The sequence below is a fragment of the Hydrogenovibrio sp. SC-1 genome, from assembly GCF_002848135.1.
Taxonomy (GTDB): Bacteria; Pseudomonadota; Gammaproteobacteria; order Thiomicrospirales; family Thiomicrospiraceae; genus Hydrogenovibrio.
Map to the genome: position 1 here is coordinate 1 of NZ_PKGB01000012.1, position 14,462 is coordinate 14,462.

General features: G+C 44.1%; 10 protein-coding genes and 1 tRNA gene. 2 read left to right on the forward strand and 9 right to left on the reverse strand.

The window, feature by feature from the left end; genetic code table 11:
* Positions 1-132: 132 nt before the first annotated feature.
* The 9 genes from murJ to CYQ88_RS07550 all read right to left on the reverse strand — a co-directional run bounded on the left by murJ (position 133) and on the right by CYQ88_RS07550 (position 10,822).
* Positions 133-1,680 carry a murein biosynthesis integral membrane protein MurJ gene (murJ, locus tag CYQ88_RS07510; RefSeq protein ID WP_101840743.1) on the reverse strand — a complete coding sequence of 516 codons (1,548 nt, stop codon included), beginning with the start codon at positions 1,678-1,680 and terminating at the stop codon, positions 133-135.
* Positions 1,681-1,836: 156 nt separating this feature from the next.
* Positions 1,837-2,100: a 30S ribosomal protein S20 gene (gene rpsT / locus CYQ88_RS07515; RefSeq protein ID WP_101840744.1), complete on the reverse strand. Its 264-nt coding sequence runs from the start codon at positions 2,098-2,100 to the stop codon at positions 1,837-1,839.
* 152 nt (positions 2,101-2,252) lie between these two features.
* Positions 2,253-4,145: an alkaline phosphatase PhoX gene (locus CYQ88_RS07520; RefSeq protein WP_101840745.1), complete on the reverse strand. Its 1,893-nt coding sequence runs from the start codon at positions 4,143-4,145 to the stop codon at positions 2,253-2,255.
* A 242-nt stretch (positions 4,146-4,387) separates the two neighbouring features.
* A tRNA-Ser gene (locus CYQ88_RS07525) sits at positions 4,388-4,479 on the reverse strand.
* A 101-nt stretch (positions 4,480-4,580) separates the two neighbouring features.
* Positions 4,581-5,807, reverse strand: a complete 1,227-nt coding sequence (locus CYQ88_RS07530; protein WP_101840746.1) for an aspartate kinase — start codon at positions 5,805-5,807, stop codon at positions 4,581-4,583.
* A gap of 127 nt (positions 5,808-5,934) precedes the next feature.
* Positions 5,935-8,529, reverse strand: a complete 2,595-nt coding sequence (gene alaS, locus CYQ88_RS07535; protein ID WP_101840747.1) for an alanine--tRNA ligase — start codon at positions 8,527-8,529, stop codon at positions 5,935-5,937.
* Positions 8,530-8,618: 89 nt separating this feature from the next.
* A complete protein-coding gene (locus tag CYQ88_RS07540; RefSeq protein ID WP_233188840.1) occupies positions 8,619-9,095 on the reverse strand; it encodes a regulatory protein RecX in 477 nt (158 codons plus the stop codon).
* 14 nt (positions 9,096-9,109) lie between these two features.
* The gene (recA, locus tag CYQ88_RS07545) at positions 9,110-10,144 is read right to left on the reverse strand and encodes a recombinase RecA (RefSeq protein ID WP_101840749.1); all 1,035 of its coding nucleotides are present in this window, start codon (positions 10,142-10,144) and stop codon (positions 9,110-9,112) included.
* A 180-nt stretch (positions 10,145-10,324) separates the two neighbouring features.
* Positions 10,325-10,822 carry a CinA family protein gene (locus CYQ88_RS07550; protein WP_101840750.1) on the reverse strand — a complete coding sequence of 166 codons (498 nt, stop codon included), beginning with the start codon at positions 10,820-10,822 and terminating at the stop codon, positions 10,325-10,327.
* A gap of 472 nt (positions 10,823-11,294) precedes the next feature.
* On the opposite strand from CYQ88_RS07550, the gene mutS reads away from it, so the two are divergent.
* Entirely contained in the window at positions 11,295-13,898 is a 2,604-nt protein-coding gene (mutS, locus tag CYQ88_RS07555) for a DNA mismatch repair protein MutS (RefSeq protein WP_101840751.1), read from the forward strand.
* Positions 13,898-14,443 carry a tetratricopeptide repeat protein gene (locus CYQ88_RS07560; RefSeq protein WP_101840752.1) on the forward strand — a complete coding sequence of 182 codons (546 nt, stop codon included), beginning with the start codon at positions 13,898-13,900 and terminating at the stop codon, positions 14,441-14,443. Before mutS ends, CYQ88_RS07560 begins: the two co-directional genes overlap by 1 nt.
* Positions 14,444-14,462: the final 19 nt, after the last annotated feature.

Below are 14,462 nucleotides of genomic sequence, written 5' to 3' on the forward strand. Positions count from 1 at the left end.
ATATTAATGGTTATTATGATTATCTTTTGAAATATCAATACGTAATGGCGACCAATAAGCATAAACATACTTATAAAAAGATTCTATCGCCGATGATTAGTGCATAAATTTGTTAAAGTCAGCCAGGCCTGGCTACTTTGAGACAGAAGAATGTGAGGGTAAAACCTTTTTTGAACGTATTCCCAATAACCATAGCACCAAGCCATAAATAACAATTGCTGCCATAACCAACCCTAATAGCCAAGTTAGCCGCATTCCCGCGCTAAACGCTAACCATTCACTGGTTTCTGGTCGTAAAAAGAAGACAAAACTAATCAAAACAATATTGGCAGCGCTAACCTGAAGCCACAACTTACCCCAACCGGCTAAAGGCTTAAAAACCTGCTGCTTCACCAAAGACCAATACAATAATCCCGCATTCATAAAGGCAGACAGTGTCGTTGCCATCGCCAGGCCCACATGCGCAAAGGGGCCAATTAAGGCTAGGTTCATCACTACATTTGTCAGCAATGCAGCAACAGCAATTTTAACTGGGGTTTTCATATCCTTACGAGCATAAAATGCTGGAGCTAAAATCTTGACCAAAATAAAGCCCAATAACCCGAATGAATAGGCCATTAAACTCATCCCAGACATAGAGACATCTTGTTCGGTAAAGGCTCCGTAATAAAATAAGCTGATAATCAATGGCTCAGCTAATAGCAATAAACCTAATGTCGCAGGCACACCGATAATCAAAACCAGCCTTAAGGCAAAATCAATATCAGCCTCAAACCCTTTCCAATCCTTAAGCGATGCTTTTTTCGATAATCCTGGTAACACCACCGTTGCCAAGGCAACACCAAATACGCCTAATGGGAACTCCATTAGTCGATCTGAATAATACAACCATGACACTGACCCCGTAACCAAAAAAGAAGCCAACACGGTATCAACCAGTAAGTTAATTTGTGCCACTGATACACCGAAAAGTGCAGGCAACATTAAGCGCTTAACCTCAGACACACCTTCATTTGGCTGTAAAGAAGGCCTTGGTAACAGTCCCAATCGTTTTAAAAAAGGAAGATGAAACAATAACTGAACCACCCCAGCAACCAACACACCCCACGCGAGAGCCATCACGGGGACATCTAGTAAAGGTGACACCCAAATTGCGAATGAAATCAATACCAAATTCAAAAAAACTGGCGTAAAAGCAGGTACGGCAAACTGATTATATGTATTTAAAATAGCAGATGAAAAAGCCACCAATGAAATCAATAATAGATAGGGAAAGGTAATCGACAGCATATCCGCCGCTAATTGGAATTTCTCAGGATCATCGACAAACCCAGGGGCAAACACCCACATCCACAGAGTAGAGCCGAAGACCCCGAATGCAGTTAACAACAACAAGATTCCACCAAGACGCGTTAGGATGGCATCAACAAGCTGCTTAACAGCTGCTCGCCCGCCCTTTTCTTTGTAGTCTGCTAAAACAGGAACAAAAGCTTGAGAGAAAGCGCCTTCTGCAAATAAGCGCCGAAAAAAGTTGGGGATTTTAAAAGCAACAAAAAATGCATCCGCACCGGCAGAAGCGCCAAAATATCGTGCTATGACCATATCCCGAATAAACCCTAGTACTCGGGAAATCATCGTCATACTACCGACAGTTGCTGTTGCTTTCAATATGGTTTTCAAAAGAAGGATCTTTAGTTAATCAAAATATGAAGGTATTTTACCGACTAATCTAGGATAGATCATGGTTTCTTACTGACACTGGCCAATACGCTAGACATAAAAAAACCAGGCAAGCCTGGTTTTTATCACATAACAAAGTCAATGTTAATTGAATAATTAAGCCATTGCTTTGATACGAGCATTAATACGGCTCTTACTACGCGCCGCTTTGTTTTTTGCAATAATGCCTTTACGAGCCATACCATCTAAGCTTGATTGTGCATCTTTAAAAGCAGCATTAGCCGCTGCCTGATCACCAGAATCAATCGCAGTCATTACTTTTTTTACAGTGGTACGCATTTCAGAACGCATACTAGCGTTATGTTGACGACTTTTCTCGGCTTGCCTAGCTCTTTTTGTTGCTTGTGCTGAATTTGCCATTTAAATACTCCAAAAATTTGATTTCAATAGTTTTTTTGTCGATACGCATCGACCATCGACACTCATTAAGAAAGGGCTAAATCTTCCTAAAGTATCTAAACGTTTGAAAGGATTACGCGATTATCCACAATTCACCTATCCATGTCAAGCACTTAGTCCAGTGATTTTTTTAGTTGAATGGGACCAATATATCCAACTTCAGAGACCCCATTTCCCTGCTGAATCTGTTTGGTCGCATCCCCCGCATAAGAATCCGTTACCAAATCATTTTGATTTAAATCTGCTTTATCTTTTGAAAACTCTTTCTCACTAAACGGATGCTGAATCGTTAACGAGATATAACCAAAATTACCAATTCTTATCCAATCCGGCGAAGTAGATTCTGCAGCATAAGGCATAGTGGCAATGCGTGATAATCGTCTTTGATTGATTTGATATGCCCAAACCGCATCATTTAAATGCCCTTTATTGGTGTCTTCTCCAACGAGTAAAACACCCGATTCCTCAATAAAGGCAAGATTGTCCGGTTCTGCAATTTGATTAATATCACACTCATTACCGGCATAATCGGACTCTTCGCCCTTCGTTGTGTATAACTTAGAACGCCCAGTTAAGATTGCCGACATAGTTTGACCCACATATTCCGAATCAATTAAAGGATGCTTCCCCATCTCTAGCTGATAAACCACCCCACAAGGTATTCCATGATTATCCAACTGTATATCGCCTTTATTATCTGCCATCATACCTGTCGCCACAGACATCGAGATATAGAGTTGATTAGCCTTCCTATTAAGTGCCAACCCCTCTTCTTTTTTAAACTCGACGGTCGCGCCTAAATAATCAGCCATTCGACGTGTTTCCAACCGTGATGCAAGCGCAATATCCTCCTCCAAAACCTTGCCATCGCCGGTAAGGTCTTTCAGTTTCAAACAAGTCCCAGTCGCATCAATAAACCGACCGCCAGACTTATCACATTCCGCCTGGGGTTGATTCAATATGGCTTTATCAAAGATATCTTCAAATTGAATCGCATCATGGGTATTAACCTGGTCATCAGGGTTCAACAACCGATCAATATTTGTATTGCTCACATGCCCCATGCTAATCCAAGACAGATTTGCCTGCCCACCATTGCTTCCTGAAACTTGTTGCCACTTTGCTGCGTACAAATAGCCTAGACTCAAGTCTCGTGGTTTATCTGCCACAAACATAAATAAACCAACACGACCGCCATCATCAGTCAGATAAACGGTCCGCTGATCAGGCATCACTAATCCGAGTTCATGAGAAAAGCGTCCCATAGCATAGTGCTTTTGATAAACAACTTTACCTTCATTAGTCATCCTAACCTCAGGCATCCAACCATAGTAATAGGGACTCGGAAACACCTGTCCAGTTGGTGTACGCCAGTACTTCTCAATCAGTTCAGCACCATAGCCATTATCCGACAAGGCATACCTCGCATCTGGTTCATATTCTTCTGACCCCAAATGTGACTGCCATGGCGTTGTCGAACCCGCACAATGCACCCAACCACCAAAGTAATCATCTTGTGAAATATATGCTAGCGAACCTGGCTTAACTGACAGTTCACCGTTTTCAGACTGTAGCAACTCTGCTTTGTACAAAGCGCCGATGCCGCATTCGAATTGAAAAATGGCAAACAGTCGCCCATTTCGTTGCAAAATGGAAACATGATCCAACCCAGATCCTTTAGCCGATGGTTGGGTTCCATTGCATAATAACGGCGTACCATCTTCATTTTTCAACACCTTTCCAGTTCGATCTTTAATCGCACCAAAAATCTCACCGGAAGCATCCCTTTCTCCGACTCGAAGTAAACGACGATAACTGAGTGACTGTGTCTCATTTCCTACCTGGATTTTAGGTGCAACCTGTAGTGTTGACTCTGCCTTAGAAGCTGTTTTAGGAGTTGACACTGATTCAAATTGCAAATTATTCGCGTACAAGAAACTCGGCCAGGCAGTCACTAATCCAACCACACTGGCAATCAAAAATTGATGGGTCTTCACAATATTCATTTCCTTTCAACTAATGAGGTGCTGCTAAGTTACCAAAAATAGTTGCCTGAAATACGAAGCTTTTATTGCAATGGCATTAATCGCAAAAACACCCAGGCCTGGTCAAAATTTAGCAAAGAATGTGGTTAAAATGAATTGCGATAGAGATGAACGTGAGAACTAAATTCACTCAGGTAAGCAGTGAATTCATATATTGAAGAGATAAAAAAAGCCAGACATTTCTGTCTGGCTTTTGAATGTAATGGCGGTGAAGGAGGGATTCGAACCCTCGATAGGGGATAAACCCTATACTCCCTTAGCAGGGGAGCGCCTTCAGCCTCTCGGCCACTTCACCTAAATCAATATCTAAAGCTTTGATTGTGGCGCGTATGATACCTTGAAACCGAAAGGTTGTAAAGAGATGGAACCACCCTTTTACGCGCCTTTAAATGTTTTTTACTGATCCAGGTCAAATGCTTGGTGCAATGCCTGTACAGCGGTTTCCAGCAGGGATTCTTCAATCACAACTGAAATTTTGATTTCGGTGGTACCAATCATTTGAATATTGATATTGTTATCCGCCAACACCTTAAACATTTTACTAGCAATCCCTGAGTGCGATTTCATGCCTACACCCACCATCGAAATCTTAACAATGGTATCGTCACAAATCACTTCACGCGCGCCTAATTCTTGGACTGTTTTTTCCAAAATGGCTTGAGCAGCCGCCAAATCGCCTCGGGCGACGGTAAAGGTAAAGTCGGTTGTTCCATCAACGCCTTGGTTTTGGATAATCATGTCAATCTCAATATTGGCATCCGAAACCGGTCCAAGTATTTGAAATGCGACCCCTGGCTTATCGGGTACACCCAATACCATCAGTTTAGCTTCATCCCGACTGAATGCAATTCCTGAAATTAACGGCTTTTCCATATCCAATTCCTCAAAATCTTCTTCGGAGATCAGTAATGTACCGCCTCCTTCTTTCATTGATGAAAGCACCCGTAAAGGCACTTTGTATTTACTGGCAAATTCCACAGAGCGAATTTGTAAAACCTTTGCGCCTAAACTGGCTAATTCCAACATTTCATCAAAGGTCACGACATCTAACCGTCTGGCTTCGGGCACGACACGCGGGTCAGTGGTATAAACCCCATCGACATCAGTATATATCTGACATTCATCCGCCTTTAGTGTCGCTGCCAAAGCAACCGCCGTGGTATCGGAGCCACCGCGTCCTAACGTAGTAATATCACCATCCGGCGACACGCCTTGGAAACCCGCAACCACCACAACTTTTCCTTGGTTGAGTTGCAAAGTAATTTTCTCCGCATCAATCTTCTCAATTCGCGCTTTAGAGTGAACCTCATTGGTTTGAATCGGCACCTGCCAACCGGTATAGGAAATGGCATCCATGCCTTTTTCTTGTAATGCCATACTTAATAACGCAATCGTGACCTGTTCACCCGTGGTTAACAATACGTCCATTTCGCGCTTGGAAGGTTGCGTCTGCATTTCTTGCGCCAATGCCGTTAACCGATTGGTTTCACCACTCATCGCAGACACAGCTACGACGACTTGATGCCCGTCTGCAACAAATTGGCTGACTTTGTCCGCCACATTTTGAATACGTTCAACATTTCCAACCGAAGTGCCGCCATATTTTTGAACAATTAGAGCCATTGTTTTTTTTGCCTTCTCCACAAATCGGCTGATTTTTAAACAGCCATAAACTTAAAAAACCGCAGCCCCCAAACTGGAGTTACTGCGGTTTGGGATACACTCCCCCTCACGACCAAGAGTCTGGAATTTAGTCTAATGCTTCCACCCAGGCCTGGACAGAAGCTAATGCCTCTGGCAATTTTTCAGGGTCTTTCCCCCCCGCCTGAGCCATATCGGGTCGACCGCCGCCTTTTCCACCCACTTGCTGAGCGACATGATTGACCAGCTGCCCAGCTTTAATCTTATTGGTGACCGCTTTGCTGACACCCGCAACCAAAGTAACCTTCTCACCATCCACTGCGGCCAATACAACCGCGGCTGGCTCCAGCTTATCTTTCAGTTTATCCAGAGTTTCTCGCAAGGTATTCACATCAGCCCCTTCTAACTGAGCTGCTAATACCTTCACGCCATTCACCTCGACAGCAGAATTCGCCAGGTCATCGCCTTGTGAAGCCGCCATTTTAGATTGCAACTGCTTGAGTTGTTTTTCAAAATCTTTGCTCTCAGAGACCAGTTGCGACAATTTTGTCACCACTTGCGACTTATCCGCTTTTAACTGGGTAGCCACTTCCAACAAACGTTGTTCAGATTCATAAATTGCTTCCCATGCCGCTTCACCTGTCACTGCCTCGATGCGTCGAACGCCTGAAGCAATGCCACTTTCAGATAAAATTCGGAAAGGCCCGATTTCTCCGGCTGAATTCACATGGGTTCCACCGCAAAGTTCAATGGAAAAATCACCCAACTCAACCACGCGAACCACATCACCATATTTTTCACCGAACAGCGCCATCGCCCCTTTCGACTTCGCAGCTTCAATATCCATCTCAGCCATGTCAACCGGCGCATTTTTCATAATTTGCTGATTGACCAACTGTTCAATTTTCAAACAGGTCTCAGCAGAAATCGGTTCAAAATGTGAGAAGTCAAAACGTAGGCGGTCAGGTTCGACCAATGAACCTTTCTGACCAACATGAGTGCCGAGTACCGTTCTTAAAGCCGCATGCAATAAATGGGTTGCTGAATGGTTGCGTTCGGAAGCCCGCCTTGCCTTGACATCAATATGTGCTTGTATTGTCTGCCCCACTGCCAAAGCGCCCGCAGTAACCTTACCAATATGTAAAAAAGTCGCGCCTTGCTTTTGGCAATTATCGACATGAAAGCTGTTCATACCTTCCGTTAGACTGCCCTGGTCTCCAACTTGGCCACCTGATTCGGCATAAAAAGGGGTTTCGTTTAACACCACAATTGCTTGCGTACCTTCTGATATTGACTCAACCTGCTGACCCTCGACAAATATCGCCTGAATTTCTGCAGAAGCGGCATCCTGATCATAGCCAACAAACTGTGTTGGGACGCTAAAATCAACCTTTAAACTTCCTTGAGTGGCAAAGTTACTTGCGGATCTGGCTCGTGCTCTTTGCGCTTCCATTTCCTTTGCGAAGCCCGCTTCATCAACCGTTAAATTGCGTTCTCTAGCGACATCGGCGGTCAAATCGAATGGAAAGCCATAGGTATCATACAGTTTAAAAGCCACTTCCCCACTAACCACCGTTCCGGCCAATTGCGAAAATGCGTCTTCTAAGATTCGCATGCCATTTTCCAAGGTTTCGGCAAAACGTTTTTCTTCCTGTTTTAAAACACGTTCAACATTCGATTGCTCTTGAACCAACTCGGGATAAGCATCACCCATTTGCTGAACCAAAACATCCACCAGCTGATGGAAAAACAATTCAGTTTGGCCTAATTTATAACCATGACGAATGGCCCGGCGAATAATACGGCGTAACACATAGCCACGGCCGTCATTGGCTGGTAAGACGCCATCAACAATCATAAACGCACAAGATCGAATATGGTCTGCAATAACACGAAGTGAACTGTTGGTCAGGTTCTTTTCACCCGTTAGCTCAGATGCCTTTTTGACAATGGCTTGGAAAAGATCAATGTCGTAATTATTGTGCTGATGCTGCATAACCGCCGCAAGACGCTCTAAGCCCATCCCCGTATCGACTGACGGTTTTGGTAAAGGCGTTAAGGTACCATCATCGGAACGGTCGAACTGCATAAAGACCAGATTCCAAATTTCTATATACCGATCGCCATCTTCTTCAGGAGACCCCGGAGGCCCACCCGCGACAGACTCCCCATGATCATAGAAGATTTCGGAACAAGGGCCACAAGGCCCGGTATCACCCATAGACCAGAAATTGTCTTTGGCGCCACAACGAGAAAAGCGATCGGCACTGACACCCATCTCTTTTAACCAAATATCTTCGGCTTCTTTATCTTCTTCAAATACGGTCACCCAAAGCTTTTCTGCTGGGAGGTTTAATTCTTTGGTTAGAAATTCCCAGGCATACTGAATGGCCTCACGCTTAAAGTAATCGCCAAAACTGAAGTTACCTAACATTTCGAAAAAAGTATGGTGACGCGCGGTATAGCCAACATTTTCTAAATCGTTATGCTTTCCGCCGGCACGAATACAGCGCTGAACACTGGTGGCACGCACATAATCACGTTTTTCTTGCCCTAAAAAGGTTTCTTTAAATTGCACCATTCCCGCATTAGTAAACAATAAGGTGGGATCATTTGCAGGTACAACGGGGCTAGAATGAACTGCTGTGTGGCCTTGCTTTACAAAAAAGTCTATAAACGCTTTTCTGAGTTCTGCGCTGGTCATATTTTTTTCCTAAACTCTATAAACTGACTAAAAACCCTAAATGGGCATCGTTAAATTCTTTCAATGACAACTCGGTAAATTTAATTCTCTTATGAAGACTTAAATGCTTTCCATATCTGAGACTGACTAAACCCACGCGACTGTAAGAAGCGCATGCGCCTGGCTTGTTCCTTGGCTTGACCGGGTTGCTGTGCATCACCATATTTTTTAACAAGACTTGCTCTGGCTATGTCTGCCCAATCCTGATCATCCATTGCCAAGTAGCTTTCTATCAATTCATTAACATCACTACGTTGTTGCAAGGCTTGACGAATCTTGTAAGGCCCCTGCCCTTTTTCACAGGCTTGACGAACATATTGCTCAATAAATCGATCATCTGAAAGCCAACCCTTTTGCGCTAATGCATCCAACACAGAATCAACCAGGCCTGGTTGATCTTGAGCCTCTGGACACTTCTGCAGCAACTTATATCTCAGTTCTTTACGCCCATGCTCTCTGACCGCCAATAAAGAAACGGCTCGATTTTCTAGCTGTTGACCTAAATCGGCTTGCAGTTCATCGAGCATCTTCACTCAAACCATTACGCTAGGACTTCGCCTGTTTCTGGATCAATCTGATCATTTTTAACGGGCAATAATTTTTCTTTAATTTGGGTCTGTAGGGTTTCATATATCTCAGGGTTATCCTTCAAGAACTGACGGACATTATCTTTACCTTGACCAATCTTCTGACCTTGATAACTATACCAAGCGCCCGCTTTATCAATCAGCTTTTCTTTTACCCCTAAGTCAATCACTTCACCCTGACGTGAAATCCCTTCACCATACAAGATATCAAATTCAACCTGCTTGAACGGCGGTGCAACTTTATTCTTAACAACTTTCACACGCGTTTCATTCCCTAGAATTTCATCGCCTTTCTTAATCGAACCAATGCGACGAATATCTAATCGAACCGAGGCGTAGAATTTCAACGCATTCCCGCCGGTCGTGGTTTCTGGGTTACCAAACATCACCCCAATTTTCATACGAATTTGGTTAATGAAGATGACTAAGGTGTTAGTCCGTTTAATATTACCGGTTAACTTACGTAATGCTTGAGACATTAGGCGCGCTTGTAGGCCCATATGAGAATCACCCATATCGCCTTCTATTTCAGCTTTTGGCGTTAAGGCAGCAACCGAGTCAACCACCACAATATCAACTGCACCAGAACGCACCAAAGAATCGGTAATTTCTAAAGCTTGCTCACCCGTATCAGGCTGAGAAACCAATAGATTATCAACATCAACCCCTAATTTTTGGGCGTATTGTGGATCAAGCGCATGTTCCGCATCTACGAATGCTGCCGTACCACCCAACTTCTGCATTTCGGCAATCACGTGTAACGTCAAGGTGGTTTTCCCTGAAGATTCGGGACCATAAATTTCAACGACACGCCCCCGCGGTAAACCGCCGATTCCTAACGCAATATCCAATCCCAGAGAACCAGTCGAAACAGCCGCGATATCGCGCACAGCGCCTTGATCGCCCATCCGCATAATTGACCCTTTGCCAAATTGCTTTTCAATTTGTCCTAAGGCTGCATCTAGTGCTTTTCTTTTATTCTCATCCATTTCGATCACCGTTCCTGTTTGGTTTTGTGTACATCCACAACCCCTTTAAAAAGGTCATTAAAAAACCCTTGCTTTGTTTATTCAAATGAACGCTTTTTGAACAAAAACAAACGCAAAGGGTTTCGTTTTTTAGCCGACAATTATCCCACACTTAGGGCATTTTGACATCTTTTTTAATGGTTAATCATTTAAAATCGCAAGGATCCCCTTCAAAGCTTCTATCGTACACTGCTGCCTAACCGCATCACGATCACCATCAAAATGATAACACTTGGAAACCAAGTTACTATGACCTTGCAAAGCCCAGGACATCCAAACGGTACCGACCGGCTTATCTTCAGTACCACCGCTCGGCCCTGCAATCCCCGAACAAGCAACACTCATACTTGCATGCGAAGATTGAAGCGCTCCGATCACCATTTCCTCAACACAAGCTCGACTGACCGCACCATTCCGCTGAAGCGTCGTTTGATGAACCCCTAGCATCTCAATTTTCGACTCATAACTATAAGTAATATAAGCACGGTCAAACCAGGCTGTACTGCCGGGCAAGCAGGTCAACACTTCCGCAATCATCCCGCCAGTACAAGACTCTGCAGTTACTACCATCTTATTATTTTGTTTTAATGCCGATGCAACCTCAGACACCAAACTATCCAAATCAGAAGAGATCTCCATGCCCCCAAACTCCTTAACACCCAATATCCTGTTCGTGCACAAGACACCTAAAAGAATTAGCATACCTTTTTTTCGGAACTAATAACAGCCCAAAACAATCCAAACCCGTTCTCGTCAATTCATAATCGTTGTTTCAATTAAATTAGTGCCTGAGCACCCACGCCGCACGACAAGACACCTACCAAAACAAAATAAACAGACTTGCTTCCATTGTGAGATCTTTCCCCAAATATTCTTTAACGCAACCAGATAAATATCATACTCTTTTTCAAGTCGGTTAAAGGAATTGCTCACAATCGTCAACGACAAAGACCCGATCTTATTGGCATTTATTCATCGCATCGGCCATTGTTAACAACGGTTTTTTGTTAGAATTAACGCTATTCACAATTTTGCCGTCAAACGCAAACAATGAAAAACTTGTATTAAACCCGCATCCAAAAATTTAACCACAAGCAAACACCATAAAACAATGACCGATACCGCTAAACACACCCCGATGATGCAACAATATCTCGCCGTTAAGGCAGAATACCCTCAGCAACTGGTTTTTTATCGGATGGGAGATTTCTATGAGTTATTTTTTGACGACGCGGTGAAAGCCTCGAACCTGCTCGACATCACCCTAACCGCTCGCGGAAAATCAGGTGGAGAACCGATTCCGATGGCGGGCATCCCGCACCATTCTGCCGAGGGCTACTTAGCCAAACTTGTCAAGCTCGGTGAGTCCGTTGCAATTTGTGAACAAATTGGCGATCCAGCAACCACCAAAGGACCCGTTGAACGGAAAGTCGTTCGGGTGATTACGCCGGGCACTCTAGTAGAAGAGGCGTTATTAGATGACAAACGCGACAACCTATTAGCAACCATTGCACCGAACGGCAATGGTTTTGGCCTAGCATTTCTGGAGGTTTCCAGTGGACGATTTGAAGCGACTTTGCTGGCTGACTCAGAGCAACTGATTAGTGAAATTGAACGCTTAAGACCCGTTGAAATCATCTTGCCGGATGATGCTTTGTTCAAACAATCTTTGCCCGAGTCGGTGCAAAATCACCCAGGCCTGGTCAATTATCCGAGCTGGCACTTTGATGCAGACAGTTGTCGCCAGCGCTTAACTGACCATTTCAACACACAAGATTTAATGGCATTTGGCTGTGAACATTTTCCGCCAGTAATTCGCGCAGCGGGTGTCATTTTGCACTATGCCACTGCGATGTTGCAAAATGCATTGACCCATGTCAATCATTTACAAACCTATCAACCCGATGATGCCTTAGTCATTGATGCCAACAGCCGACGGAATTTAGAGCTAGATACCAATCTGAGTGGCGGCAAAGAGCACACTCTCTTCTCTATTTTAGACAATGCCATTACCGCGATGGGCAGTCGTTTGATGAACCGTTGGCTAAACCAGCCACTACGTGACCAACAGTTATTGAATAATCGCTTGGATGCCATTGAATCGATTTTAACAGAGCAGAGTGCCGCCGACTTTCGCAAAAGTCTAAAACCCATTGGTGACCTTGAGCGTATTCTAAGTCGCGTTTCGCTCTATTCCGCTCGCCCCCGAGATATATTTGTTCTGGGGCGATCATTAGCCCAACTTCCCGAGTTGCAAACGCTTTTGCAAAACCAACAGACTGAAAAATGGCAACAACTTGCCACTAGGCTGGCTACCTATCCGCAATTGACCACACAACTCTCTCAAGCTTTGGTTGAAAATCCTCCCATGATGATTCGCGATGGCGGCGTGTTTGCAGAAGGCTATGATCCAGAACTCGATGAATTGCGAAACCTAAAAAATGAAGCTGGAGACTATTTATTAGCTTTAGAAGCACGTGAAAAAGACCGCACAGGCATTAGTACTTTAAAAGTCGGCTATAACCGTGTGCATGGTTATTATATTGAGGTCAGTAAGCTGCAATCTGACAAAGTCCCAGCCGACTATGTTCGCCGCCAGACCTTAAAGGCACAAGAACGCTATATTACGCCTGAGTTAAAAACCTTTGAAGATAAGGTACTCAGCGCTAATGAAAAAGCACTGGCAAGAGAAAAATTATTGTATCAAGCGCTGCTTGAAACCCTAAACGCTCAGCTCAGTCAATTACAAGCTACGGCTGCCGCACTGGCTGAAACCGATGTATTGGTCAGTTTGGCACAACAGGCTTTAACCCTAAACTTAACACGCCCACAATTAACGACGACACCTGAGATTGACATACGACAAGGACGACACCTAACGGTTGAAGCCTTATCGGATCAGCCTTTTATTGCCAATGACAGTTGTTTTTCAGATCAAAGACGCTTACAAATCATTACTGGTCCTAATATGGGTGGTAAATCAACCTATATGCGACAAACGGCATTAATTGTGCTCATGGCACATATGGGCAGCTATGTTCCAGCAGAAACGGCACAAATCGGTCCAATCGACCGTATTTTCACTCGAATTGGCGCATCTGATGATTTAACGTCCGGTCGTTCAACTTTTATGGTGGAAATGACTGAGACAGCTCATATACTGCACCATGCCACCCCCCATTCACTCATATTAATGGATGAAATCGGTCGAGGCACCTCAACCTTTGATGGCCTTGCACTGGCTTGGGCCATTGCTGAACAAATGGCAACCCACATTCAAGGCTATTGTTTATTTGCGACGCATTACTTTGAACTGACCGCCCTTGCAGAGCAATTTAAAAACACCGTTAATGTTCATCTTTCCGCTTTGGAACATCAAGATAAAATTGTGTTTATGCACCAAGTGAATGAAGGGCCTGCCTCTCAGAGCTACGGACTTCAAGTGGCCGCCTTGGCAGGGGTTCCATCCAATGTTATTAACGCAGCAAAACAACATTTACAGCGTTTAGAAAACCAGTCGGTATCTCAACAGCAAACCCCAGCCCCTGAAACCAAAACGGTTCAACAGTTTGACTTATTTTCAGCGCCTGCAATAACTCCTTCTGAACAGACCTGTTTACAAACACTTCGAGATTTGTCAGTGGATGACCTAACCCCAAAACAGGCGTTACAAACGCTTTACGAACTCACGGATACTTTAAAGGCCAATTCATAATGAACTCTTCAGCTCCATTATCAATCGATGAAACCAAGCAACAAGCCCACGCTTTATTTAATGAAGGGGATTCAGAGGGAGCGCTGCAATTGCTTAAACAAGCTCTTCAGCAACACCCAAATGAGATCAGTTTGGTTTTAGGGTTAGCACAGCTCACGTTTCAATCGGGTCATTTGCAGGAAGCAGAGCAGCTATTGACTCAACTTCCAGAAGCTGACCAAGCCAGTGGTGAAGCCAGATCTTTAGCCGCGCTTTTTCAATTCAGCCGAATTGTGATGGATGCGCCAGAGCAGGCTGAGTTAGTCGCCAAGCTACAACAAGATCCTCATCATCTTGAGTCACTTTACCAACTGGCCGCTTATCTGATGCTTCACCATCAAATTGAACCCGCATTAAAATGTTTGCTAGAATCGATACAAATCGATAAAAACGATCATAATAACCGTGCCCAGAAATTGCTACTCGATATATTTACATTACTACAAAACGACCATCCTCAGCTCGTCAATCACTACCGTCGCCAATTACAAAGCTTTTTAAATTAGCGGCATACTTTTCCAACGG